The following is a 25,294-nucleotide window of genomic DNA, read 5'->3' on the forward strand; positions in this document are numbered from 1 at the left end:
TATTGATCCCTGTCAGATCCTGTTGAGCGTGATGTCCTCAAGCCGCCCCGGGCGGCGCTCATGGCTTTCCCGGCACCTTTGTCTTACAGCTTTGGTGCCTGAATATGGTTTGTGAGACGGGACTTACTTATTCAAAAATCCCGGTCACCCAGTAAACGGTCAAGAATAATGGCAGCAGCAGCCCGCACCGGCAGATGATTGCTCGATCCCGGGCCGTGTATCGCTTCAAGAGTCGCCCAGCCGCGTTCAAAAAACTCGGGCGCCAGGCCCCATCCGGTGCCAAAAATCACAAAAAGCGACTCATCCCGAAGCAGCTGTCGTGCTGCGGCGATGCTCATGCCGTCTCGACAGCCGGCGGCCGTCAGAACTGGCTGAACCGGGCCGGGCACGGAACTGCGAAAATTTTCCAGGGCCTGCTCCACTGTCTCGGCAACGCTCAGACACTTCAGCGCCTGACTGCGATCCGGGTTGTAAGTGGCGCCGAACCCTTCACTCCAATGCCCGATGATGCGCCCCGCGAGCCGCTGCTGTTCAGCCACCGGAGTCACCACGTAAACCCGCTCGACCCCATAGGTCAGCGCCGTGCGTGCCAGGTCGTGAAGATCGAGGTTGGTCACCGCTGTCGTGATGACATCGCCTCGCCGGTCCAGAACAGGATGGTGCACAAGCGCAAGCGCCACACTGGGACGATTCACGCCGTTTCCTCACGGCGTTCACGCTTCAACTCGGTCAGCAACTCCCGGTCGGCATCACTCAGCGGGGCTGAATCAAGCAGATCAGGGCGCCGTTCCAGGGTGCGCGCCAGCTGCATCCGACGGCGCCATCGCGCGATGTCGCCGTGATGACCGGACAATAACACCTCAGGTACGGACTGTCCTTCAAATTCCGCCGGCCGGGTGTATTGAGGGTACTCCAGCAGACCGTCGGAGAAAGAATCTCCAGCGGCGCTCCCCTCGCTGCCGAGAACGCCCGGCACATGCCGAGCAACGGCATCGATCATAACCATGGCGGGCAACTCGCCGCCGGTCAGAACAAAATCGCCCAGGCTGTATTCGAAATCAACCAGCGTGCGGATGCGTTCGTCAAAACCTTCGTAACGCCCGCACAGAAAAATCAGCCCGGGGTATTCAGCCAGGCGACGTGCATCGTCCTGCCGAAAGGGGCGCCCCTGCGGGGTCGTGAGAATCACCGGCGCACCCGGCACCCGTTCGCGCAGGTCACGCAAGGCGCGTGCGGCCGGTTCAACCTTCATGATCATGCCGTCGCCGCCGCCATAGGGAGCGTCGTCGGTCACCTGGTGGCGACCCTGCGCCCAATCGCGCAAATTGTGCGCACGCACCGAGATCAGTTCGCGCGCGACGGCTTTGCCCAGAATGCTTTCCTCAAAAGGGGAAGCGAACATCCCGGGAAACAGGGTCAGAATATCGAAGGTCATGCCGGATCCCGCCGCTCCTCCAGGTTCACCAACCCTTGAGGAAGGTCGACCCGAAGCAGAGCTTGGTCGAAATCCACCGCCTTGATGAATTCTTCCACGGCGGGGACAAGAACTTCTCCGAACGGGCCACGCACAACATAAATGTCGTGTGCCGGTGTGGTGAACATCTCTTCCAGCACACCGATTTCACCGAGGGTGGCATCGATCACCCGAAGCCCCTCCAGTTCGAACCAGTAACTTTCGTCCTCGTCAAGCTCAGGCAGGTCGGCCCGATCCATCCAGACTTCGGCACCGATCCATTCCTGCACGACGTTGATGTCTTCGCGCCCCTGCAGGCGCAGCAACATCACGTTCTTGTGGGGCGTCGCACGCGCAGGTGTGAAACGCTGTGTGCTGCCTCCTTCAGCGGGCCGAAGCTCGACAAAGCGGGCATGACACAGCGAATCCGACCCTGAGGTCAGGGTCCTGACTTTCAGATCCCCACGCAATCCGTGGGTGCCGGTGACAACGCCAACCTTGAACAGTGAACTGCCGGAACGGTTCATTACTCCTCGATCCGCAGGGTGGCGCGCCGGTTTTCGCGGGTCGCCTTGGCATTGAGCAGGGTCCGCATAGCCTTGGCTGTGTGCCCCTGCTTGCCGATGATGCGGCCCATGTCTTCCGGGGCTGCAACAAGGGTCACAACCGTGGTGCCGTCTTCCCCCGGTTCCTCATTGACAATGACGGATTCGGGATTTTCGACCAACGATCTGGCGATAAATTCGATCAGCTCTTTCATCGGTTTTATCCTCGGGAGAAAAAGACTGTTCGCCGCCCCGGCCGCAAGGCACCTAAAACCGGAAAGCTTCAGGCAGACTGCTTGTGCTTGCTCCAGAGCCCGCGTGCGCTGAGAATCTGACGGACCGTATCCGTGGGCTGAGCGCCTTTTTTCAGCCATTCGAGAACGCGCTCTTCGTCGAGACGGACCATGGGCGGATCCTGGCGGGGATCATACTGCCCGAGCCGATCGATACAACGGCCATCGCGCGGGAAACGATCATCCGCCACTACAACCTGATAAAAAGCTTTCTTCTTGGCACCGCCGCGGGCCAGTCTGATTTTAACCGACATGATTGCTTCCTCCTGAAATTTTCCTTGAAAACGTTTTCGAGTCCGTCGTTATATTTTATCTGAACTCAACCCAGAATGCGTCATCGACATGTGCTGTCACATAAATGGAGGCATTCCGCCGCCACCGCCACGCATCATCTTCTTCATTCCCTTGGGGCCGAGCTTCTGCATCTTCTTCATCATCTTCTGCGCCTCGGTGAAGCGCTTGATCAGCACATTGACGTCATGCACCGTCGTCCCGCTGCCCTTGGCAATGCGCATGCGGCGCGAACCGTTGAGGATACGGTGATCCCGCCGCTCCCGGGCCGTCATCGAACGGATGATCGCCTCGATTTTCTTCAACTCCTTATCGGGGAGCTGCATATCCTTGAGCTGCTTCATCTGCTTGCCGGCGCCGGGAATCATCTTGAGAATCGACTCCATCGAGCCCATTTTCTTGATCGACTGCATCTGCTCAAGAAAGCTGTCCAGGGTGAAACCCTCCTTGCGGAGGCGCTTCTCCATGTCGGCGGCGGTATCCTTGTCGATGGCCGCCTCGGCCTTCTCGATCAGCGAAAGCACATCGCCCATGCCAAGGATGCGCTGAGCCATGCGATCGGGGTGAAACACCTCGAGGGCATCGAGCTTCTCGCCCATGCCGACGAATTTGATCGGTTTGCCGGTTACGGCCCGTACCGAAAGAGCGGCGCCGCCGCGGGCATCGCCATCGAGCTTGGTCAGCACCACGCCGGTTACGCCCAGGCGCTCGTCAAAGGACTGCGCGACGTTGACCGCGTCCTGGCCGGTCATGGCGTCGGCCACAAACAGAATTTCACGGGGAGCGAGGGAAGTCTTGATTCGCTCAAGCTCCGCCATGAGTTTATCATCAATATGCAGACGCCCGGCCGTATCGAGAATCAACGTATCGAAGCCGTTGAGTTCACCATAGCGACGGGCCGCCTCGCAGATCTCTACCGGGTCCTGCCCGACCTGGGAATCGAACACCTCGATCCCAAGCTGACGACCGAGGGTCTTGAGCTGATCGATCGCCGCAGGGCGATAAACGTCGGCCGGCACCAGCAGAGGGTTGCGCTTTTCGCGGCGCAGCTGCAGGGCGAGTTTGCCGCAGGTTGTGGTCTTACCCGAACCCTGAAGGCCGCACAGCATAATCGGGACCGGCGGGCGGGCGGCCAGGTCGAGGGCGTTGTCGCTCCCCTCGCCCATCAGCATGGCCAGTTCGTCGCGCACGATCTTGATGACCTGCTGGGCAGGCGTCAGGCTCTTGAGGACTTCCTGACCCACCGCGCGCTCGCGCACCGCAGCCACGAAATCCTTGACGACCTTGAAATTGACGTCCGCCTCAAGCAGCACCAGACGGACCTCGCGCAAGGCCTCCTTGACGTTGTCTTCGGTCAGGTGTCCTTTGCCGCGAAGCTTCTGAAAAACACCGTCGAGTTTTTCGCTCAGGCTGTCAAACATGCTTTATAATCAACTCTTACCCTTCAAAAGCAGCGCAAAGCTGCAACTATAGACACCACCCCCTGGGTTGTCAAGAAAAAACCCGGCGGCGGCGCTACTTGCTTTATGAGTGTTTATACGGCCAGATACTCCTTGCCCTGTTTGCGGTAAAGCTCAACAATCGGGACATCGGCCTCCCGCAGCAGCGTCTCGATCTGCTCACGGTCGCGGTCCTCGAAACGCAGCGCCAATCCACAGTCGGAACTGAGCTGCCGGGGAGTCGGGATCAGAAGCACCGGGGCACCGGCCTGCTTGAGCACCTTTTCAGCCTTCATGACCTTGTGAACTGAATGAAAAACCGCAACCAGATCGTTTTCGCGCACCATGCTTCCACTCTCCGCAGTCAATTCGTGGCGCATAATGACACGTTTAAAATGCCGGCGCAAGGCTTCTGCACCCATAAGCGCAGGCACGCCCCAAAGCCGAGCCGCGGGCCCAAGTTCAACATTGACAAGCAGCGACCTGAAAGAGTATTTTGGTCACAATTAGCCATTTCCTGAACACTTAGAATACTCGGCATTCGGCGGTCTCTGTGCACCCATCCCTGCTGCTCCCTTTTCTCATTCTGATGATTTTCGCACTCGGCATCAACGTCCCGCTGGGCTACATGCGCGAGGCCTCTCCGAAGTATTCCCTCTCCTGGTTTATCTACATTCACCTCTCCATCCCCTTCATTGTCGCCCTGCGCACCAGCGCCGGTTTCGGCTGGGAAGTCGTGCCCTTTTCCCTGGGCTGCGCCGTGGCAGGCCAGTTATTGGGGGGATTTCTGCGCCGCGCGAGCAGAAGATCATGAAAAAAAGCGACCGCCCACGCGCTCCGCGCGCCCTGCCTCTGGCTGAGATCCTTGAGGATCTGCTGCACGAACGCGGCATGGAAACCAAACTCCACAAGTACCGTGCGTTCAGTTGCTGGCCGAAAGCCGTCGGCCCCCAGATCGCCGCACAGACTCAACCGGCGCGTATCCGCGACGGCGTTCTTGAAGTGAAGGTCGCCCATCCGGTCTGGATGCAGCAGCTGCAGTTGCTCAAGCCGCGCATTCTGGCACGGCTGGCTGAAGAACTCGGCCCCGACGTAATCCGTGAAATCTATCTGCGCCAGGGGCGCATCGAACGCGGCGGACACAGTGAACCGGCAGCCCCGCCGGCATGGCGCGACGTGGCGCTTTCCCCCGAGGAAGAGGATGAAATCCACCAGGTTGCCGAACGCCTGGCCGACCCTGACCTGCGCGATGAATTCGAACGGCTGATGCGGCGCCAGAAGAAACTCGACAAATGCCGCGAGAAAGCTCAGTCCTCCGAGAAATCCTCGTCGTAAATCCTCAGCACCTCGCTTGTATAGCGCTCACCTTCCCAGACCACCAGCGGCGGCTCGATGCTCACCCCAAAGCCGCCGTTCTTGCGCCCCTCCACCAGCACCATGCGCGCCGGCTCGTCGGTGCGCCCATGCACGCAGCGCAGCCGCTTCGGCGCCAGATGAAATTTGCGCATGCCGGCCAGCAGCTCATCGACGCGATCCGCCAGATAGACGATAAAAAAACGCCCGCCATCGGGCAGCAGCCAGCTTGCCGCGGCAACGAAATCTGCCAGCGAGCCCGCCAGCTCATGCCGCGCCGCCGCGCGCTCGGAATCAGGCGCAACACGCCCCCCTCCCGGCGCACGAAAAGGCGGATTGCACACCACAACGTCGACGGATTGAGGCTCAAGCACCCGGCTGATCGCCCGCACATCCCCCTCAATGATCTCGATGCGCTCCTGCAGTCCGTTCAACAACACACTGCGCCGCGCACGCTCCACCATTTCAGCCTGGCGCTCGACGCCGACAATGCGTGCCGCTCCGCTGCGCCGCGCCAGCACCAGAGGGATCACCCCATTGCCGGTACCCAGATCCACCACCCGGTCGCCCTCGCTGATGCGAGCAAAAGCGCATAGCAGGATCGGGTCGAGGGAGAAGCGGTAGCCGTTTCTGTGCTGGATTATTTTAAGGTTGCCGAGGCGCAGGTCGTCGAGGGTTTCGCCATCCGCCGGCCCAACTAATTCCCCTCCCCCCAGCGGGGAGGCCGGGAGGGGGGAGCCTGGAAGAAGCACCCCCGTCGAGAGAGGCCGCGACACTCTCCAACACGCCAGTGATATTCGACAGAACCTCATGATTCCAGAACCGCAGCACCCGAATTCCCTGTTCATTGAGAAAACGGCTACGTTCCGCATCGGCGGCCCGCGCCTTTTCATCATCATGCTGCCCACCATCAACCTCCACCGCCAACCGCGCCTCGGCGCAATAAAAATCGAGCACATAACGATCCACCGGATGCTGCCGCCTGAACTTGCAGCCACCCAGTTGCCGCCCCCGCAGATGCCGCCACAGCAACCGCTCCGCATCAGTCAAATTGCGGCGCAGATCACGCGCCGCGTCCAGCAGGGGATCGGGGACAGGGGATGGCGACCAGGAATCTGGATGACTTTTATCGGACACAAAAAAACCTCTCAATCAATGGATGAGAGGATAATTTACCGTGCCGGCACCGCACGGGGCAAGCGTTGAAAAACCACCCCCCTCCCAACCTCCCCCCGCTGGGAGGAGGAGCAAGAACAACCTCCCTCTCCCAGCGGGAGAGGGCTGGGGTGAGGGAGGCGAGGGAGCGCCTTAAAAAACCTTCCGCGCCTTCACCTCCCAGCGATGCTCAACCCGCTCAGGGTCGGTCTCCCCTTCATCGCGCGTTCCGTACGCATAATCCACCGAGATCTGAAGTTTCTCCCAGTTGATCCCCGCCGTCAGATAGCCGGTGTAGGTGGTGGTGTCTTCCGGCTCGAGGTAGCGGTAGCGCAGGCGCACGCCGAGCAGGGTGCGGACGGTGGGGTAGATCTCACCGATCAAAGTCAGAGTGCGGGCGGAGCGGGTTTCGGATTGGGGGGATTCCACACGCTCATAGAGAAACTCCTGTCCCAGCAGAGCCAGATTGCGGCCGATTCCACCGCGGCGCAAATAATAGCGCAGGCGCTGCTCTATCAGGTACTGGTGGGAGTCGCCATTGTTGAAGCTGCGCCAGTCATGATCAACGCGCAGACTGGCCTCCATGGCCCGCACCGGATAGGCCATCAGGTAAAAGCGGTTTTCCATGGTATAATCGGCTTCGCCGGAAGTACTTCCTCCTTCAACCGAACTTGCCCCGAGACCGCCTGAAGAGACCCGATGGTTCCCAATAATCAAACGGTTTTGCAAAGTGGCATAGAAACGGCGGCTATCATAACGCAATCGATGACTGGCGATAAAGACATCTTCTTCACCTTCTTCATCGTTGAGATAATCATAGGTGAACTCCAACCGGCTCGCGAGCCGGGAACTTCCGCGATATTCTCCAAACCAGGTGGTGGTCGAACGCAGCACGCTACCGTCGCGCTGCTCAACTTCACCTCCGGAGAACATCAACCCCAGGTCACTCTTAGGGTTAATATAGTTCCCGACACGCCGATCAAGAGTACCGCTGCCATAAAGAAATTCCTGTGTAAAACCAGTGCGATAGTTGGGGCTTAGATCAGTTTCAATACGCCCGACAAGGGTCTGCTCCCAAAATCCGACAGTTTCGTCCCTATCATCATTCTCCTCAGCACCCTCGCCACTGAAATAAGATAGGGAATAGGCGCCAAAAAGGTCATATTGGGGTCGAAAAAGTCGGTTGGTCGCAGTCTCAACCAGGGCGCGGGCAGAAAGTCCTTCGCCATCACCTCCACTTTTATGCTCAACATCGAACTGGCCAGCCAATGTCCAGGGTTGGCGCTGGCGCAATTCAAGGCGGTTACTGAGAAACACAACCTCTTGATTGGCCTTCCGGTCCTCGGCAAACACGAGAGAATCTTCGAATTCGGCAATAAATCGCGTTCGCAAGCTGGTTTCAGGATCAAACTGCTTGCTGATGTAGACCGGAAATTCCAGCGCCCTTTCCCGTCTTGTCCCGTCAAACTCCCGGCGATAGTTGGAGAAGTTTGCCGCCTGCCATCCGCGTCGTTGTGCGACTGTAAACAGATTGATGTCATAGCGCCGTTCTATATTGTCACCGCGGGAGAGTTCGTTCGTGGTGGTATAACTGGCATCCGCACTCACTTCAATCCAGTTGGTCAACCGCACCCAGCGCCGCTGCAGCGTATGATCGATGGTGCCCAGGATATAAGCCTTTTCAACATAATCCTCTTCAGGGTTGATGTAGTCCTTGTGGTCATAAACCCGGTAATGAAACCAGTTGTCCTTCTTGTTCAAAGACACAAAGGCCAGATTACGGTCGCGATAATGCTGGGGAGTCGTTGACTTGAGATCCCGAACATCATGCTGGCGGTAATCTATCAGCAATCGCGGCGCATGCGCCAGGACATCCCGGTAGACACCCTCGTAATCTCCGCTGGCCGCCCCAACCATAAGAGTAAAGCCCGAAACACTCTGACGCCCATTCTGTAAACCAATCACGGTCTCCGGCGCAGGCATACTGTCCCCGGGAAGGCGCTCAAAAAGGCCTGTCGCCGACACCGAGGAGAAAGTCGAGGAATTCAGATCACGCGAGTACAGCCGCAGGTTTAACGGCAATCCGCCTGGCGCAATGACCACATCGCCCTGATAGAGCACCTTCCCGGTGCTCACATCGGTACTCTGCCCATCGATAGCGCCATCAAGAGCCAACCATTCGTACCCCAAGCTTAAATCATAGCTCCCGACGCGCCCACCAACGATCCCGCCGCCGGTATGATAAACCAGAGAATATTTCTGCGTGAACCAGTTCGCGTCATGGACCTCTTCGCTGGATTCGTCAACAGTATGTTCGCCGTAGCGCCACTCGAACGCACCATCTATGGTGCCACGCGCACAATGGGCCACGGCTGGCAACTGACCGCAACAAACCATAGTCAGTAAAGAATCCACGCCCACAGGACGTGGCTTTGTAGTTCGCCCCCCATAGGGGGGCTGGCCCTGCCCCCAAGGGGGCGGGCTGGAGTTGTGCCGCGGTCCTGTCCTCAATCTCCCAACTGAAGTTGCTCCATTTGCCGCTCTTGCTTGTCCTGATAGCGGACATACTTGCGTATCATGTCCGCATCCATGCCGACGGTATCAACGCAATAGCCCTTGGCCCAAAAGTGGTTGCCCCAATAGGGTTTCTTCCGCAAATGCCGAAACTGCTGAAACAGTTTCATCGACGTCTGCCCTTTTAACCGCCCCAGAAAGTTCGAGATCGACACCTTGGGCGGGATCATCACAACCAGATGGACATGATCGGGCTGAACATTCAACTCCACGACTTCACAACCGGAATAGCCACATATCGCATGAATACCTGATTCAACGGCCTCTTTCACTTTTCCCTGCAAAATCCGAAACCGGTACTTTGGGACCCAAACGATGTGATACTGGCAGTGCCATATCGAGTGTGATAACTTACGAAATCGGCTGCTCACTGTTTTCTCCTTTCTTTTCGATGTTGCGGCACAACTCGAAAGAAAGAATAACAGTGAGCGGCTTTCAGCCATACCCATTCGGGACCGGCGTAGCCAGTCCACATCACCACACCCACAGGGTGTGGGTTTCTACTTCAAACTAAAATGGCAAACCACCTTAGACGCATCCCAGCTCAACACTCCGAGTATTTGGCCAATGAAAAATTATCAACTAAATAACTGCAATAGCCATTCCAGATTTATTTAATTTGCTATGGCAAATATCGCTCAGTCTCAGCTAGCTATAGATAGCGACACGCCATCTATAGAAAAAGGCGGAGACACCTCTCCGCCTTTTCAGGGCAAACATATCAAAGCAGGATGTGATTCATTTTATATGGCAGGTTAGACAGAGGGCCGACCTAGTATTGGCAACGCGCAGGAAAGGAGCCGTACCAGCAGCAGCATCCCCCGGATCATGCACATTATGGCAGGACGCGCACCAGACTTCATTGGTGCCCCGCAAAAGCGCTTGAACACCTGCATCAGCTGTAGCGACAAGCCCATTCTGGGCATCCGCAGTGCTGTCGTATGTAAAACCAACGGGATGATCGTTGGTAAAATCAGTACCCAGCAGCGAAGGAGATGCTCCCGGAATAGTCAATGATCTAGTATTGGCAGCATCTGCGGTTAAAACGCCGGATGGCGCGGCATTCAGATTAACCAAGGAATCGGTCATGTCACCATCATGACAAGACATGCACAGGGGAACATCACCCGATGTATAATCAGGGGTAAAATCAAAGGTACTGGAAGTGTATTTAGTCGCGGCACTTAAAACATCACTATTTCGGTTCCAAAGTGGTGCGGTAGTTAATGCATAGTGAGGCGTGTGACAAAAGACACACAATCGATCCGTGTCGGTGGAACCATATTGGGTCCCACCTGTTGCTGACGCGAAAGTACTGCTCCCCGATAAATCATGGGCCGAATTAACAATTGAAGCGGCATAGACCCCGCTCACCGAGAGCCCTAAAATTACGAGCAAAAAAATTAACTTCTTCATACCTTGCCTCCATTTCTAATGTTATCGTTCCACTTCTGAAACTATCTGAGCCCTGCACCCTCGCTCCCCTAATGGGCCATCCTTAATCTTGTTACAATCCGAACGCAATAAATGCACCAACAAACAGCCTCCTTTCTCTGGGACTCAACATCTGCATTGGCGGTCAAGTTCCGCTAAAAAACGATCTCTGCTCCGTGATTTACCTGAACGGCGCCGTTCAGAAACCCTCCGGATTGCGATAAGCCTCTAAATCTTCATCTGTTATCGGGTTCCTGCTTAAATACTCCTCGTTAAGATACTGCCAGACGGAAAACCTCTTATTCAATAAATCAGCGATAAAGATTCTATCCCTCTTGTCAATAAAGATTGAGGTCGGCAGACCAAAACCCAAGGCATCGTGAGTTGGTTCACCAAACCCCGTGTACAGCAAAAGAACACCGTCTGTGGAATAAGTCAAAATGCCGGCTTTTCGCGAATCGATAATATGCAAATGTCCTTCGCTGTCTATTGCGATATCTTTTGGCATTTCAAAGCCACCGATATTGTCCATTCGCTCGCCGAAAGATCTTAAAAATCCGCCATTGCTATCGAATACAGAGATTCTCGCATTGAGATTTTCTGCAACGTAAATATTCCCGTCATCATCTACTGCTAAACCTGTTGGCTTCCACAGTTGCCCGTCACCAACGCCGGGAGAACCAAAAGAACTCAAATGATTCCCCCTCAGATCAAAAACTTCGACAGTACATTTCTTTATATCTGTGACATATATTTTCCCGCGATTTTCATCCAGGGCGATCTTGCTTGGCTTTTCGAATACTTTGCTGCCAAAGTTAAAAAGAGGCTTATGATCCGGTGAGTAAACAAGAACATTTTTAGTCTCAGCAACAATCACATAAATATTCCCACCGCTATCAACTGTTATTCCCATCGGCGCACCAGCAGTTGAAACTCCCAGTCTGAAGATCCGCCCTTTGCCAAAATCGACGACATGGACTTGTTTTTTCCCAGAGTCAGAGACATACACCTTATCCTGGGAATCAGAGGCAATTCCAAAGGGGAAATCAAAAGCCAGCCCCTGCTCGCCACCGACCATTGAAGCAATCAGCTTATCTCGGTCAGTTTTATGCAAGTCCCTTTCGGAATAATAAGTACCGATGTACTCCATTTTCGGCGTCTGTGGCGGAGGAGGCCAAAGTACGCGTAAATCTCGATTCTTGGCTGAACAGCCCGTAAAAATTATGGCACACAAGCACAACAAGCCTATCCGGACAAAACAATTGTGATTTGACATGGATCATCCTCTCGCAAAATCACTTTGGGTGACATTCTCGGCACAATGCAAAACTACTCTTAACCTCCCGCACAAACAAATACTGCGCCTCCCCCCCATGAGGATCATGACAGCTCACGCAGGAAAATGTCTTACGCTCATCCAGCGGGTTGCGGGGCCCCTCAAGCGGATGGGCCTTGCCGCCGACTCCGCGCACCACATGGGTGCCCTGATCCAAACCCTCATGGCAGGCCAGGCACACCGCATTGGGCTTGCCGTGCAGAAAACTGGGATGGCCTGAGGCGTGGGGATCGTGGCAAACCGTACACAACCCCGCTCCCACCGGTCCGTGGGCGAAGTAGCGCGACTTGAAATCTTCCATTTTGTTCACGTGGCAGCCATTGCACAGCTCGGCCTCTTCGGATTTAAGACGGTACTTGTTGGGCACACTGTCCGGGTCGTGACAGGTGCTGCAGGCCCAGACAGCGGCCGGGCCATGCACTGAGTCCTTATCCAGCATGCGCTTATGGCAGGTGCCGCAGGCATTTTCCTCCTGCGTGATCAACGTCAACTATTTTTCCGGGTCAGCGACAATTAAAATTCCCGTTTCGTGAGAGCTGTTGACGACGGTGGCTGTTGGGACTTTTTGCCGCCGCCGCTTGCGGCTCTGCTAGATGTTTTGCTGCTGAAGCTCTCTGGCCTTTTTCTGGCTGTACCCGATGTCCGCTCTGGATACGTCATACAGGTAGACCGGGTGGTCGAAGCCCGACTTGATGAGCAACCCACCGTTACAGTCGGTGATCGCAGTGACGCAACCACTGCCGCAACGCAGAAACCGTGTCGTGTTCTCAGGTGTGAACTCCACCTCAAGCGTCTCCAGGCGGCCTTTCTGGGGGTTGTAGGCTAAGCATTTCATGGGGTTTGCTCCTAAAGGGTCTCTTGGTGTGGCTCAGTCAGGGCCTGCGCCTTTTGTGATTGCTCCAAACGGTAGCTGGGCATATTGAGCTCCAGAATCACGCTGTGGTGAACGAGTCGGTCAATGGCCGCCGCTGTGGTCATGGGATCCTTGAAGATCTGCTCCCATTTTGAGAAGGGCAGATTGCTGGTGAGCATGATGCTGCTACGCTCATAGCGATCCGCCAGCAGGGTGAAGAGGACCTCCATCTCCTCGCGGCTTTGCTGCACGTACCCGATGTCGTCGATGATCAGCGCCTCGTATTTTGCGTAGCGCTTGAGCACGCGGGCCAGCGTCAGATCCCTCTTGGCGATCAGAAGCTCCTGCACCAGCAGGTTACAGGGCATAAAGCGTATCTGCCGGCCCTGATAAATGAGCTCCTGGGCCACCGCGCACAGCAGATGGGTCTTGCCGCTGCCGGGATTGCCGAAGGCCAGGACGTTTTCCTTATGATCGAGAAACGTCGCCTTGAGCAGCTGGGTCAGCTGTGTATCGACCTTACGAGGCAATCGCTTGCGGTCAAACGCCTTGAGGTTTTTCTCCAGCGGCAGTTTCGAGTCCTTGAGCAGGCGCGCGGTCCTGGCGTTACGGCGCTCTTCGCGCTCGCGCTCGGCCAGCTCCAGCAGGTAGCTCTCGTACTCCCAGTTGTCCCGGCGCGCTGCGATTGCGCTCTCCTGATAGCAGCGCCGGATGGTGGGCAGGTGCAGTTCGGTCAGGTGGCGGTGCAGGCGGGCTGCTTTCTCCTTCTCAGATTGCATGGGCCAGCTCCTGCTGCCCGGACAATAGGCGATCGTAGCTGAGAAGGTCGACTGCGGCGACTCCGATCTCGGTCACAGGCGAGGCAATCTGCTGTGCGTGCACCAACTCCTCCACGGCCTGTGCCGTGACGGGTTGATGCCCGCACAGCTCGTCCAGGGCCGCAGCAACCGCCACTTCGCTCTCTTTGGCCGCCAGCGCCAGTATCTTGAGGTACTCGCGAGCGGCCACTTGCTGGGTGTGGCGCTCTTTGAGCTCGTCATAGGCGAGCCGGAAACAGCTGCCGGGAAACATCTCCTCGCGGTAGCGGTAATTCTCGAAGGCTCCAGGCTTTCGCTGCAGCTGATCGATGACGTGGCGGTAGTTGATAAGATGCCGGCACCTGCCGCGCAGGCGAGGCATCGAGTCCACGCGCTTCTGAGCGTAGAAAAGATCGAGATGGTCGGCAAAAAGCTCAACTTGTAGGCTCTCGCCGATCAGGCGGCTTTCGACGGAATAGGTGTTGTTGCTGACCCGGATGGTGCTTGCGCGACTGACCGTGACCTCAAGGCGCGTACAGCTCTCCAGCCGCCTTTGTGGCAGGTGGCGCAGTATGCGTTGCTCCTCCAGAAAACGCTCGCGGCGACCGCGGTTGAGCTTGGTGAAGAGCTCGCGCAAAAAGCGCCGGTACTCCTCGATGCTCTCGAAGTCGAAGCTGCCGCGCAGAAGGAGGGCCTGGCGAACCGCCCTCTTCAAACGGTAGTTGCTCTGCTCCACGTCGCCGTTCTCGTTGGGGCTGGCGGCCTGCGTCTTGCGACCACTCAGGTTGTAATGCCTGAGCAGAGCCTGGTAGCGTTGGGTGAATTCTTCCTGGTGCAGGGCGTTGTGCACGGCCGCCGTCAGCCGGTCCGTCTGATGAGCCTGTGGCACGCCGCCGAGTTCCCACAACGCCGCCTGCAGCCCCTCGCTGAGGCTTTCGAAGCTCTCCGAGTAGCAGATGCTGCCGGTTTCCCAGTTGGAGTAGGTGAGCACGAAGTGATAGATGAGGTGGTCGAAGGGCTGTTTGGCGATGGTGATGCCGAGCTTGCCCATGTGCGTGTAATCGGACTGGGCCAGCTCGCCGGGGCGGTGCAGCTGAGGGAAGAACGTTTCCTTGGAGGGGCCTTCCAGGGCCCGCCACCGCTTCACGCGACGCTGCAGGGTGCGCAGCTGGCCGTCTGAGAAGACGCCGGGAAAGCGGCGCTGGAGATCCTCGAAGAGGGTCTTGGCCTCCAGCCCCGGATTATCGGCAAGCTTCTCACGAATGTCCTCCCAATGGGCCTCAAAGGGGTCCGTTCTGGTTCGCCAGGTGTGCTCGACCTTGAGCTCGCTGGGTAGGTTGCCCGCCTTCACGTACTTGCGGGCGGTCTTTTCATCCATGCCGGCCTTGGCAGCGGCAACGCAGCCTGTGGTTTGCGTTTTCATCAGCTTGAATAACCTCCTTACTTGTTGATCGGTGACCATCCGCCATCCTTTCTTTAAAGATGGGCGGAAGCTTACAATCCCCTAAAAATTTCGGGAATTATAATTGTCGCCGGACGGGAGATTTAATTGTCGCTGATCACCTGCGTATCCGCGGAAAGCCGCGTCGCAGCGGGGTTCATGTCGTGGCAGGGGGCGCACAAGGCTTCGCGCTCCGCGTTGTGCATGACGTAGGGTTCGTAGCCTTGCGGCGGATAGGAGGAGAGATCGGCCAGATAATAGATATTGGCAATCTCACGGGCGGCGCGGCGCGAACCACCCTCTCCCTTGAACCCGGCCACCACCACCTGGTTGCGCCCTGGGTCCCATTGGGGCAACAGGATGACAATATCGTCAAAGGTTTCGCGGTAAACCTCCGCGCTGATATCGATGAAATCGCTCTCCACGTTGTTGACCGAAACAGTAATGCCGGTGATCTCTGGGTCGCCGGTCTTGACGATGAGATAGTTGGAGCGCGTCACATAGGTTTTGTCCGCTGGGTAGACGATTTCCAGCGCTGCCGCCGGGGTTGCGGCAAGCAGCAGGGTCAAAATGACCCATCTGAAGACAATATGAGCGCTTGATAATGTTTTCATGCTTATTCCGTGCCTGTTTTTTGTGAGGGGTTCGTAAACGCTCCCCCACCCCTGCCCTCCCCCGCTGGGGGAGGGAGTTTTTTTGCTGCTGTGGTTTTCAGGTTCGCCCCTCCCCCCAGCAGCTCATCTTTACCCATAAGCAGGGTTAGATGAGACCGCAGGGGGAGGCGGTTGTGGACGTAAGACAAAGGCGATATACGCCTTGGTGATATCGTCAAGGCGCTGTAGGCCGCGCCATATGGTTTCGGTTCCGGGTTCGCCGTCCGATTTGCGGTTGAGAAAGCCGCCCAGAGTCGCGACCATGACGATTGCCTCTCGGAGTGTAGGTGGTGTGCCCGGGACCGCTGGCGTCTGATGAATGAAACCGACAAGGGCTTTCCATTCTGCATCCTCAAAGAAGACTGTGCAGGGCAGATCAGGGGTTTCCCGACCAAGCCAGGTGAGATGATGAATTCGCCACGCCACTACCATATCGATCGCCAGGCAGTTTTCCAGACGCCTGGCAGCGCCGAGTTGCCGATCCTTGATGCGGCAACCGCTCTTGAGGACGCGGTGGTAGATTTCAATGCCCCAGCGCTTGGCGTATCGGGCGAGGGCGGTCTGTGCCTCCTCGAAGGTGGTCACAGGCAATGTAGAGAGCAGCATCCAATCGAGCGGCTCGTCAACGCCGGCCGGCGCGTCAATCTCCTTGGCCTGGACGGCATGGATCGGGACATCGGGCAGGCGATATTTGCGGCGAGGCGCCTTGAGGGTGGCCGGGGCAAAGCGAATTTCGAGTCTGGCGAGCCGCGAGGGCCGGTCTTTTCGCGGCGGCACCACCAGCTCGACGATGCCGGCCGGCTTGATGGCCTCCATGCAGGGCCACAGGCGCTGGATCTGCTCCTGATCGTCGGCGACGTTGCGGTTACGCGACTTCTCGGCGCGGATGAGCAGCTCAGCGCTTTTGCGGGTTTGGACATATTCGACAAACAGCTCGTGGATATCGGCCTCGCGGTCGGCCATCACGATGAGCTGGGTGCGAGGGCAGCGTGCCTGGACGGCGCAGACGTTGCGATAGCTCTTGAGCCATTTGAAACTCTCTTTTTCTTCGATGGCCTTGCTGTGGCGCTTGTGGCGTTTGCCCGTTTCGGTTTCGTCTCTGGCCCAGACCTGGACGTCGAGCAGGCCAAGCGGGGTGCCCTCCGGCGTAAACGCCATGGTGTCGTGCAGCAGAAGCCCGATGTTTTTATCCTCGGCCGTGTTGATGGGACCGAGGCCCGAGGTTGCGGGATGATGGGTGTAATTGAGGGTGCTGGTATCCTGCGCCACCAGAACGACCTCGTGGTTGTGCAGGCGCTGCTCGGTCGTCTCGAAATGGGGCATCAGAATGGCATCCATACTGACCTGGTCGTTGTCGAAGAAACGGTAGGCCGCCTTCGTGGCGGCCTTGGTGGCGCAGGCCTGGGGGATGTTGGCCGTGGGCATGGCGAAAAACGCTTCGCCCAGTTGCATCAGCCGCTCCACCAGGCGCTTATCACCCAACGCCGCGCCGCCGAACTCTTCCTCCATCCAGTCCGCCGGTTCGCGCGCTGGTGGCCTCTGACGAGTCGAAAGGGTCCCGTCCGGCAGCGAGCACAGGATGGGCTTCCAGTCGTCGCAGAGGGGATAGAGATAGACGTCCTTGGTCGTGGTGCCGGCTCCCTGACGGCCCCGCCCGGTAGTGGCACCCACGTGCTGCCAGTTGGCGGCACGATAGCAGGTTCCGGAAAAGCGGCCTCGCTCGACAAAGGTTTCAAGCAAGACCGGGCGGTACGAATAGCGCTGCTGCCAGTCGTCGGCGAGCCGCTTGCAGCACTGGGCCAGAATGTGGGACGCCAGCCCCGGCACCTTGACCATCGGCGGTATCAGAAATCGGCTGTTGTTGACCACGAGTTGCAGGGTATGTTTGCGGGCCTCTTCGCTCCAGCCGATGAACTCGTCCCGGCAGCGCACCCGCCAGGCCGAGGCGCTGAAGCTCAGGCCCCCCAACCAGCCGAAGCGCTCACTCCAGACCAGATAACGGAGTTGGGCGCCGCAAAGCGGGCCGCTGCCCAGATAATGGTAGGAGTCGAACAGTGCACGCCAGATCCGGGAGTTTTTGCTGGAAGCGCTACGGATGGGTATCAGTTCCACCGGGCCAAGCTCCGCCAGGGAGCAATCCACAGGAAAAAGCGCAGGAAGCTCCGGAGGGTGGGCCCGGCGAGTATGGAATGCATACTCGCCGCAGTCCGGCAATGCAATCAGCTTGCGGCGGTGAAGCTCCACCAGCGCCTTGCGGCAAGTCACCTCCCTGAGCTTGCCGTTAGGGCTGCGCCAGTTCATCCATTCACAGATGCGCTGGGAGAGCCGGCGCCTGGAGATGCCGGGTTCCGCCTTAATGGTCTCGGTGATTTTCGCCACGAGCTCTTCCGTAAATTCCAAATGGTGTATGGTAATCATGCCGCCCATGTTAAAGGCGGATGGGCCTTGTGTCCAGTAAAAAATGTGGGCATCCCCCAGCCCCAGCAGGGGGGGGGAGGTTGGGAGGGGAGAGCGAGAAGCACCGGACGCTCAATCCCCAGGCACCACCGCCTGTCCCTTTTCAATGGGGTTTTCTTCAAGATACGCGTCATTCAGATATTGAAACTGATGCACCATGCGGTTAAGGCCATCGACGATGAAGATCCGGTCCCACCTGTCGGCATCAATCCCCCCGGGCAGCAAAAACCCGCCCGGGCGCACCCCACCGGCCGCAGACTGCTTGCCGCCGATGGTCAGCAGGTAGCGCCCTTCCAGATCGAAGATGACGAAACGGTGCGCGCGGGCGTCGGTGACGTAAACATGACCCGAGGCATCAACCCCTACCGCCTTGGGCACCTGGAACGAACCCAGGGCGGTGCCCCGCTCACCGAAAGCACGCACGAAAGTACCATCGGGCTCGAGCACCTGAATGCGGGCGTTGAGCGAATCCACCACGTAAAGACGGCCATCCGGACCCAGGTCCACATCCAGCGGATAATTGAACTGCCCCGGGCCATTGCCCCGCCGCCCCCACCGCTCGATCAGCCGCCCGCGGCTGTCGAAAACCGCGATATCATGACGCTGGGTCTCCACCACGTAGATCCGGTCCCCATCAGGTGTCACGGCGATTCCGGTGGGCGTTTCCAGCTCTCCCGCGCCGATCACGGTCATCAGCTGGTGATTGGCATCAAACACGAAGATCTGCCGCTCGACCAGATCCCCGACATAGACGCGCCCCCAGTCATCGACCGCCACACCGTGCGGCATCTTGAATTCAAAAGAGTTGCCCTTTTCATCGCGCAGCAGATCGGTCTCGCCGGCTTCAAGATCAATCACATGCACACCGGGGAGCCCGGCATCGGTGACGTAGAACCGTCCGTCGGCGGCACTTGCCACATCCACCGGTTTGTTGAACAGCGGGCGCGGCTTGTCTTTGCCCAGGATGGCATCGCGCACCCGGGTATCTTCGCCCCGCCGGGCATCGGCGGCTTTCTCGTAGAAAGCGATATATTCGATCTTGGCCTGCCGCGCACCGGGCGGCCAGAAGAAGCGCTCCGTCTCCTGAACCGGTTTGGCACAGCCGCTCAACAAACCGGCTGTCAAAATAATGGCCGCCAGGCTACCAGGAGAAACAAAAATTCGACACTTCTCTAATAGAGTCATCACGATTACTCATACCGGACCGGTTTGAGCCGGTCATAGGTTTTGGGCTTGTGACAGCCGACCACGCAGGTAGCGCCTGTGTCGTGCTGCGTGAAGCGGATCGGAATCTTCCAGGCGCCGAAGCCTGGGATGCGGCTCTGGATCAGCTTCGGCTGATCGGCCCCATGCACCCCGTGACAGCTTTTGCAGACGCGGCTTTTATCCGGGCGGTTGACGTGAAGGTAATGCAGATTGGCGTCGCCGTTGCGAAAGCCGGTCAATTCGGCGGTCCGGTCGTAGATAAAGGCCTCTGTGGTGTGACAGGCAAAACACAGGTCGTAGTTGCCTAACTCGAAACCGGTGTAGAACTCTTCCGGATAATAGCTGTTGAGCAGCGGGCGGTAGGGCGAGGCGTGGGGATCATGGCAGACCCAGCACTCACCTGCCTCCACCGGCCCATGGCCATAGGCGACGTTGCGGCCGATCTGGTCGTGGCAACTGACGCAGAAACGCTTCTCCGAGAGATGCAGCATCTTGTAGTTGCCCGTACCATGGGGATCGTGACAGGCCGCGCAGCCGCCGTCGGTGATGGCGGCATGAGTGGTCGCGGGATCGGCCACCTCGGCGCCCACAGCGGTATGGCATTTTACGCACAGGGCACTGCCCTCTTCAGGCAGCATGGCAACACTGCGCCCGCCGTGCGGGTCGTGGCACTCGGTGCAGCCCTGTGTGACCACGGGGTGGACGTATTTCATCTCTTCCAGGGGCTGCTTATCCGCGTGACAGTAATAGCACAACTGGTTGCCTGTCGCCGGCAACTGGTATTGCGCCGGGCCGCCGTGCACATCGTGGCAGGCGCCGCAATCTTCAGCGACCGGCGTGTGGACATGGGCGGCTTCCTGCTTGCTGCTGTGGCACAGGTCGCATAGCCTGCTGCCACTCTCCGGCAGCAGATTGTCCTGAGGCGCGGCATGAGGCGCATGGCAGGCGGTGCAGTCATTATTCGCCACAGGCGTATGCAGAAAAGCACGGCCTTCGGTTTTTCCCCGATGACAGCGATTGCACAGCTCACCTCCCGGAGCGATCAGCAGCGCATCACCGTAGCCGCTGTGAGACCGATGGCAGAGGGCGCAGTTGCCGGACGCCACCGGCGGATGGACCACCTCGCCGGCCTCCAGTGGGTCGGCATGACAGAGACGGCAGAGGCTGCGCGCATCGGTGGGCAGCAGGTCGGGATAGTCGCTGGCATGGGGGTCATGGCACGACGTGCAGCCAGCTTCGACCACCGGATGCACCGTATCTCCGCCCTGCAGCCGCGAGCGATGGCATTGAAGGCAGAGGGTATTTTCCTGCGCAGTCAACTCTCCATGGCTTTCTGAATCGTAAGCCTCATGACAGAACCGGCAGTTGCCGCCCGCTGCCGGCGGATGCACCACCGACCGACCCTCCACAGGGTCAGCATGGCACCCTGCGGAAAGGCAGCCCTGGTTCGCCATAACACCGGAGGCGAAGCCGAAAAGCAGCATCGAGATCAGACAGAAAAAAAACACCGGCTTCATGCGCTATCAGGCCTTTTTTGTTCGAATGCACAAACCAAAAAGAATAACTCGCAACAATGAACCTTTTCTCACTTCAAGATATTAAATATTTTATACGAGAAAAATCAATACAAGATATGTGCCGGGGGTGGGGGTAAAACAATTTTCCACGGGGTGTGAGGCGAGAAGGAAACAGAAACGCCCGGTGCGGGACCGGGCGTTCGGGGATCAGACTCTGAAATTACAGGGTTTACTGCTTGATATGGCAGGTGTGGCAGCTGGTGTCGAGACCTTCCTGCTTATGGCAGCCTTTGCACTGCATGTGCAGGGCGTTGTTTTTGCGGGGGATACCCGGCTCACTACCGTCATGGCAATCTTCACAACGCTGGTAATCGCCGATATGGTGGCAAAGCTCACAACTCTCCACCCATTCGATGTGCTGCCGATGGTCAAAATGAACATTGCCCAACCGTCCGTCAAAGATGAACTCTTCAGGTACCGCCAGGGCTTCTTCTACATTACTTTGAGAGACTTCAACGGCAGAGCCCGGAGTCGCGACACCCATCATGGCCATGACGACAACCGCAAGCAGCCCTGAAATTAATTTTATCATCCGGCACCTCCAGGCATTTTATTAGCAATACCTTAACTTTCATATCACCCGATTGTCAAGCGCTAAGTTCCGATGCCATAACCTACCTGAATGATCAACAAGAATCAAGGGCATGCCACACTCATTCTGCGAACCCATCTTTCTTCAACTTCTCCTGCAGCGCGTCGGATTTGGCCTCAACACCTGCGGCCATTTTAAAGCGCTGCTCCTGCAGGGCTTTTGCCACGCCGGCATTTTCCACAGACAGAATCTGCGCGGCAAAAATACCGGCGTTGCGTGCCCCCGCCTTGCCGATCGCCATGGTGGCGACGGGAATGCCGGCCGGCATCTGCACCATGGCCAGCAGTGCATCGAGGCCCCGCAGGGAGGTCGCGTCGATCGGCACCGCAATAACCGGCAGAGTGGTTTCCGCTGCGACCACGCCGGCGAGATGCGCGGCCGCGCCGGCACCGGCAATCAGAACTTTGATGCCGTTCCCGCGGGCGGCCCGCACATAGGCGGCGGTGCGCTCGGGGGTACGGTGGGCGCTGGACACCTTCATCTCGAAGGCAATCCCCAGCTCCTTGAGGGCCTTGCCCGTTTCCGCCATGACTTCATAGTCGTTGTCGCTGCCCATCAGAATACCGACCAACGGCTGCTTGCTCATGTTTTTTCTCCTGGAAGTGAAAAATTATCAAAACCTAAAAAGCCTTTTCACCACAGAGGTCACAGAGAACACGGAGAAAATCAAAAGACTAAACTCTGTGGGCTCTGTGATCTCGGTGGTTCAAAATCTTGAATCAGCTTACCTGTTAAGAGCTTTCTGACCGATATCCCGGCGGTACTGCACACCCTGCCAGGAAATCTTTTCGACGCCCGCATAAGCTTTGTCAATCGCTTCTGCCACGGTACGGCCGAGACCGGTGACGCCGAGGACGCGTCCGCCGCTGTTGACGATCCGCCCGTCCTTGAGGGCGGTGCCGGCGTGGAAGACCATCAGGTCCTCGATGGCGGCCGCTTCCTCCAGGCCGCTGATGGGAAAGTCTTTTTCATAGTCGGCGGGGTAGCCCCCCGAGGCCATGACCACGCACACCGCAGCCTTGTCGAGCCATTCGAGCCTGTCCTGCGTCAGCTGCCCGCGGGCGCAGGCCTGCATCACCGGCACGATGTCCGACTTGAGGCGCATCAACAGCGGCTGGGCTTCAGGGTCGCCGAAGCGGGCGTTGTATTCCACCACGCGCGCCTTGCCGTCCGCGATCATCAGACCGACATACAGGATGCCGGCGTAGGGGCAGCCGTCCTTGGCCATGCCGTCGATTGTGGGGCGCACAATAGTCTCTACGATCTGCTCATGGAGTTCGCCGGTCACCACCGGAGCCGGGGAATAGGCGCCCATCCCCCCCGTGTTGGGTCCCTGGTCGCCATCAAAGATGCGCTTGTGGTCCTGGCTGGAAGCCAGCGGCAGAATATTCCTGCCATCGGTAAAGGCGAAAAAGGAGGCTTCCTCGCCCTCCATGAACTCTTCGATGACGACCTTGCTGCCCGCCTCGCCGAAAGCGCCAGCCACCATGATGTTGTCGACTGCGGCGACCGCCTCGTCCTCGCTCATGGCCACCACCACCCCCTTGCCGGCGGCAAGACCGTCGGCCTTGACCACGATCGGCGCGCCCTGCTCACGGATGTAGGCCACCGCCTGGTCGCGATCGCTGAAGGTGCGATAAGCGGCAGTGGGGATGTCGTAGCGCGCCATCAGCGCCTTGGAAAAATCCTTGCTACCTTCGAGCTGCGCGGCAGCCTGGTTGGGCCCGAAGATATCAAGCCCCGCCTCCTGAAAGCGATCCACGATCCCCAGAGTGAGAGGAGCTTCGGGACCGACCACGGTCAAATCAATGGCCTCGGCGCGAGCGAAATCGAGCAGCACGTCGATCTCATCGGCCTTGATGTCTACGCATTCAGCCAACTGCGCAATGCCGGGGTTGCCGGGAGCGCAGTAAATTTCTGTCACCAACGGCGACTGAGCGATCTTCCACGCCAGCACGTGCTCACGACCACCACCGCCAACTACCAGAACTTTCATCCAGACACTCCTTTAAAGCAAAAAACCTGAACCGGGAAGGATGCCACCAAGTCTCGAAGAAAACCTTTTTTAATGGGTCCCCTCCCCCAGCGGGGGAGGGTTAGGGTGGGGGAAGGTCAGAGCAGCTGCTCAAGCTCCCCCCTCCCAGCCTCCCCCCGCTGGGGGGAGGAGCAAATTCTCCGTAAGAAGGGTTTTAGGTCTTCTTTGCGTCTTAGCGTCTTAGCGGCTCCCCTCCCCGTCTCTCCGTTAAAAAATCAATGCCGGAAATGACGCATGGAGGTGAACACCATCGCCATGCCGTGTTCGTCGGCGGCGGCGATGACTTCTTCGTCGCGGATGGAACCGCCCGGCTGGATCACGGCGGAGATTCCGACTTCGGCAGCGTTGTCGATGCCGTCGCGGAAGGGGAAGAAGGCATCGGAAGCCATCACCGACCCCTTGACATCCAGCCCGGCATGCTCGGCCTTGATGGCGGCGATGCGGGCCGAGTTGACCCGGCTCATCTGGCCGGCGCCGACGCCGATAGTCATGCCGTCCTTGCCGTAGACGATGGCGTTGGACTTGACAAATTTAGAGACTCGCCAAGTGAAGAGCAGATCCTTCATCTCCTTGTCGGTGGGCTGGCGCTTGGTCACCACCTTCATCTCATCGATCAGGGCCAGGTCGGCGTCCTGAACCAGCAGGCCGCCATTGACCCGCTTGAAATCGAGACGCGCCACGGGCTCTTCCTGCCACTGGCCGCAGGCCAGCAAGCGGACGTTCTTCTTGGCGGCGACCACTTCAGCGGCATCGTCGGCCACGTCGGGGGCGATGATCACCTCGACGAATTGCCGGTCGACAATGGCGCGGGCGGTTGCGGCGTCAAGGGTGCGGTTGAAAGCGATGATGCCGCCGAAGGCCGATTCGGGGTCGGTCTTGAAAGCGCGTTCGTAGGCATCGAGCAGGTTGTCACCCAACGCCACGCCGCAAGGGTTGGCGTGCTTGACGATGACACAGGCCGGGCCCTCGCCGAACTGCTTGATGCATTCAAGCGCCGCGTCCGTGTCGGCAATGTTGTTGTAGGACAGAGCCTTGCCCTGCAGCTGCCGCGCGGTGGCGATGGACGCCTCTTTGACGTCCTTCTCCACATAGAATGCGGCTTTTTGATGGGGGTTCTCTCCGTAACGCATCCCCTGCGCCTTGTGAAACTGAAAGCTGAGCGTGGGCGGGAAATCAGCCGACTCCTCATCGAGCTTGCGTCCGAGCCAGTTGGAGATGGCGCCGTCATAGGCCGCGGTGTGCTGGTAGACCTTGACTGCCAGCCGGAAATTGGTCTCACGCGACACGGCCCCGTTGGCTGACTTCATTTCATCGAGCACTGCGGCAAAATCGCTGTTGTCGACAATCACCGTCACGTCGCGGTTGTTCTTGGCGGCGCTGCGCAGCATGGTGGGTCCGCCGATATCGATGTTCTCGATGGCGTCCTCAAGGCTGCAGCCGGGCTTGGCAACGGTGGCTTCGAAAGGATAGAGATTGACCACCACCATATCGATCGGCTCGATGCCGTGCTCCTTCATTTTAGCGACGTGCTCGGGGTTGTCGCGCATGCCGAGCAGTCCGCCGTGCACCTTGGGATGCAGGGTCTTGACCCGACCGTCGAGCATCTCGGGGAAGCCGGTGAAGTCGGAGACGTCCTTGACGGTCAAGCCGTTGTCGCGCAGCAGCTTTGCGGTGCCGCCGGTGGAGAGGATCTCGACACCGAATGCGGTGAGTTCACGGGCGAATTCCACGATGCCGGTCTTGTCGGACAGGCTGATGAGGGCACGTTTGATGGTGACCATAGAGCGATCCTTTCTCGTGCTGGAATATT

26 protein-coding genes and 1 pseudogene are annotated in these 25,294 nt (G+C 58.2%); 2 read left to right on the plus strand and 25 right to left on the minus strand.

Annotated features, from left to right (window positions below; all coding sequences use genetic code 11):
* Window positions 1-131: 131 nt before the first annotated feature.
* The 7 genes from GSUB_RS13090 to GSUB_RS13120 all read right to left on the minus strand — a co-directional run bounded on the left by GSUB_RS13090 (window position 132) and on the right by GSUB_RS13120 (window position 4,368).
* Window positions 132-695 carry an RNA methyltransferase gene (locus GSUB_RS13090; protein WP_040201182.1) on the minus strand — a complete coding sequence of 188 codons (564 nt, stop codon included), beginning with the start codon at window positions 693-695 and terminating at the stop codon, window positions 132-134.
* Window positions 692-1,435, minus strand: a complete 744-nt coding sequence (gene trmD / locus GSUB_RS13095; protein ID WP_040201184.1) for a tRNA (guanosine(37)-N1)-methyltransferase TrmD — start codon at window positions 1,433-1,435, stop codon at window positions 692-694. Before trmD ends, GSUB_RS13090 begins: the two co-directional genes overlap by 4 nt.
* Window positions 1,432-1,980 (minus strand): ribosome maturation factor RimM, encoded by a 549-nt coding sequence (rimM, locus tag GSUB_RS13100; protein WP_040201185.1) that lies wholly within the window; start codon window positions 1,978-1,980, stop codon window positions 1,432-1,434. Before rimM ends, trmD begins: the two co-directional genes overlap by 4 nt.
* Window positions 1,980-2,213, minus strand: a complete 234-nt coding sequence (locus tag GSUB_RS13105) for a KH domain-containing protein (protein WP_040201188.1) — start codon at window positions 2,211-2,213, stop codon at window positions 1,980-1,982. Before GSUB_RS13105 ends, rimM begins: the two co-directional genes overlap by 1 nt.
* A gap of 68 nt (window positions 2,214-2,281) precedes the next feature.
* Entirely contained in the window at window positions 2,282-2,545 is a 264-nt protein-coding gene (gene rpsP / locus GSUB_RS13110) for a 30S ribosomal protein S16 (RefSeq protein ID WP_040201189.1), read from the minus strand.
* 96 nt (window positions 2,546-2,641) lie between these two features.
* Window positions 2,642-4,003 carry a signal recognition particle protein gene (gene ffh, locus GSUB_RS13115; RefSeq protein WP_040201191.1) on the minus strand — a complete coding sequence of 454 codons (1,362 nt, stop codon included), beginning with the start codon at window positions 4,001-4,003 and terminating at the stop codon, window positions 2,642-2,644.
* A 113-nt stretch (window positions 4,004-4,116) separates the two neighbouring features.
* The gene (locus tag GSUB_RS13120) at window positions 4,117-4,368 is read right to left on the minus strand and encodes a putative Se/S carrier protein (RefSeq protein ID WP_040201192.1); all 252 of its coding nucleotides are present in this window, start codon (window positions 4,366-4,368) and stop codon (window positions 4,117-4,119) included.
* Between the two features lie 206 nt (window positions 4,369-4,574).
* On the opposite strand from GSUB_RS13120, the gene GSUB_RS13125 reads away from it, so the two are divergent.
* Together GSUB_RS13125 and GSUB_RS18140 are read left to right on the plus strand one after the other, a co-directional pair.
* A complete protein-coding gene (locus GSUB_RS13125) occupies window positions 4,575-4,835 on the plus strand; it encodes a hypothetical protein (protein ID WP_040201193.1) in 261 nt (86 codons plus the stop codon).
* Window positions 4,832-5,356 carry a DciA family protein gene (locus GSUB_RS18140; RefSeq protein ID WP_052464918.1) on the plus strand — a complete coding sequence of 175 codons (525 nt, stop codon included), beginning with the start codon at window positions 4,832-4,834 and terminating at the stop codon, window positions 5,354-5,356. Before GSUB_RS13125 ends, GSUB_RS18140 begins: the two co-directional genes overlap by 4 nt.
* Here the strand turns inward: GSUB_RS18140 and GSUB_RS19785 are convergent.
* The 18 genes and pseudogenes from GSUB_RS19785 to purH all read right to left on the minus strand — a co-directional run bounded on the left by GSUB_RS19785 (window position 5,329) and on the right by purH (window position 25,265).
* Complete coding sequence (locus tag GSUB_RS19785) at window positions 5,329-6,150, minus strand: tRNA1(Val) (adenine(37)-N6)-methyltransferase (RefSeq protein ID WP_158414086.1); 822 nt, start codon at window positions 6,148-6,150, stop codon at window positions 5,329-5,331. The two genes, GSUB_RS18140 and GSUB_RS19785, sit on opposite strands and share 28 nt — an antisense overlap.
* A 43-nt stretch (window positions 6,151-6,193) precedes the next feature.
* Window positions 6,194-6,511: pseudogene (locus GSUB_RS20120) on the minus strand (endonuclease domain-containing protein); the annotation flags it as partial.
* A 171-nt stretch (window positions 6,512-6,682) separates the two neighbouring features.
* Entirely contained in the window at window positions 6,683-8,926 is a 2,244-nt protein-coding gene (locus GSUB_RS13145) for a hypothetical protein (RefSeq protein WP_040201196.1), read from the minus strand.
* Between the two features lie 110 nt (window positions 8,927-9,036).
* Window positions 9,037-9,474, minus strand: coding sequence for an IS200/IS605 family transposase (gene tnpA / locus GSUB_RS13150; RefSeq protein ID WP_040198735.1), 438 nt, complete (start codon window positions 9,472-9,474; stop codon window positions 9,037-9,039).
* Window positions 9,475-9,841: 367 nt separating this feature from the next.
* Window positions 9,842-10,519: a cytochrome c3 family protein gene (locus GSUB_RS19125; protein ID WP_144402016.1), complete on the minus strand. Its 678-nt coding sequence runs from the start codon at window positions 10,517-10,519 to the stop codon at window positions 9,842-9,844.
* 217 nt (window positions 10,520-10,736) lie between these two features.
* Complete coding sequence (locus tag GSUB_RS13155; RefSeq protein ID WP_040201197.1) at window positions 10,737-11,687, minus strand: 6-bladed beta-propeller; 951 nt, start codon at window positions 11,685-11,687, stop codon at window positions 10,737-10,739.
* A 145-nt stretch (window positions 11,688-11,832) separates the two neighbouring features.
* Complete coding sequence (locus GSUB_RS13160; RefSeq protein WP_052464919.1) at window positions 11,833-12,363, minus strand: cytochrome c3 family protein; 531 nt, start codon at window positions 12,361-12,363, stop codon at window positions 11,833-11,835.
* 99 nt (window positions 12,364-12,462) lie between these two features.
* Window positions 12,463-12,708, minus strand: a complete 246-nt coding sequence (locus tag GSUB_RS13165) for a hypothetical protein (protein ID WP_040199854.1) — start codon at window positions 12,706-12,708, stop codon at window positions 12,463-12,465.
* A gap of 11 nt (window positions 12,709-12,719) precedes the next feature.
* Complete coding sequence (gene istB, locus GSUB_RS13170) at window positions 12,720-13,505, minus strand: IS21-like element helper ATPase IstB (protein WP_040199855.1); 786 nt, start codon at window positions 13,503-13,505, stop codon at window positions 12,720-12,722.
* A complete protein-coding gene (gene istA / locus GSUB_RS13175; protein WP_084211813.1) occupies window positions 13,495-14,946 on the minus strand; it encodes an IS21 family transposase in 1,452 nt (483 codons plus the stop codon). Before istA ends, istB begins: the two co-directional genes overlap by 11 nt.
* Before the next feature lie 122 nt (window positions 14,947-15,068).
* Window positions 15,069-15,578 carry a hypothetical protein gene (locus GSUB_RS13180; RefSeq protein WP_052464920.1) on the minus strand — a complete coding sequence of 170 codons (510 nt, stop codon included), beginning with the start codon at window positions 15,576-15,578 and terminating at the stop codon, window positions 15,069-15,071.
* 129 nt (window positions 15,579-15,707) lie between these two features.
* Entirely contained in the window at window positions 15,708-17,996 is a 2,289-nt protein-coding gene (locus tag GSUB_RS18145) for an IS4 family transposase (RefSeq protein ID WP_158414087.1), read from the minus strand.
* Between the two features lie 150 nt (window positions 17,997-18,146).
* Window positions 18,147-19,259 carry an SMP-30/gluconolactonase/LRE family protein gene (locus GSUB_RS18150; RefSeq protein WP_084212048.1) on the minus strand — a complete coding sequence of 371 codons (1,113 nt, stop codon included), beginning with the start codon at window positions 19,257-19,259 and terminating at the stop codon, window positions 18,147-18,149.
* Window positions 19,260-19,264: 5 nt separating this feature from the next.
* Complete coding sequence (locus GSUB_RS18155; protein WP_052464922.1) at window positions 19,265-20,797, minus strand: cytochrome c3 family protein; 1,533 nt, start codon at window positions 20,795-20,797, stop codon at window positions 19,265-19,267.
* 229 nt (window positions 20,798-21,026) lie between these two features.
* A complete protein-coding gene (locus GSUB_RS19130; RefSeq protein WP_144402019.1) occupies window positions 21,027-21,389 on the minus strand; it encodes a cytochrome c3 family protein in 363 nt (120 codons plus the stop codon).
* A 121-nt stretch (window positions 21,390-21,510) separates the two neighbouring features.
* A complete protein-coding gene (gene purE / locus GSUB_RS13210) occupies window positions 21,511-22,035 on the minus strand; it encodes a 5-(carboxyamino)imidazole ribonucleotide mutase (protein ID WP_040201201.1) in 525 nt (174 codons plus the stop codon).
* Window positions 22,036-22,173: 138 nt separating this feature from the next.
* Window positions 22,174-23,445, minus strand: a complete 1,272-nt coding sequence (gene purD, locus GSUB_RS13215) for a phosphoribosylamine--glycine ligase (RefSeq protein ID WP_040201202.1) — start codon at window positions 23,443-23,445, stop codon at window positions 22,174-22,176.
* A gap of 254 nt (window positions 23,446-23,699) precedes the next feature.
* Window positions 23,700-25,265, minus strand: coding sequence for a bifunctional phosphoribosylaminoimidazolecarboxamide formyltransferase/IMP cyclohydrolase (gene purH, locus GSUB_RS13220; protein WP_040201203.1), 1,566 nt, complete (start codon window positions 25,263-25,265; stop codon window positions 23,700-23,702).
* Between the last annotated feature and the right edge of the window lie 29 nt (window positions 25,266-25,294).

It is taken from the genome of Geoalkalibacter subterraneus (genome assembly GCF_000827125.1).
Classification (GTDB): Bacteria; Desulfobacterota; Desulfuromonadia; order Desulfuromonadales; family Geoalkalibacteraceae; genus Geoalkalibacter_A; species Geoalkalibacter_A subterraneus.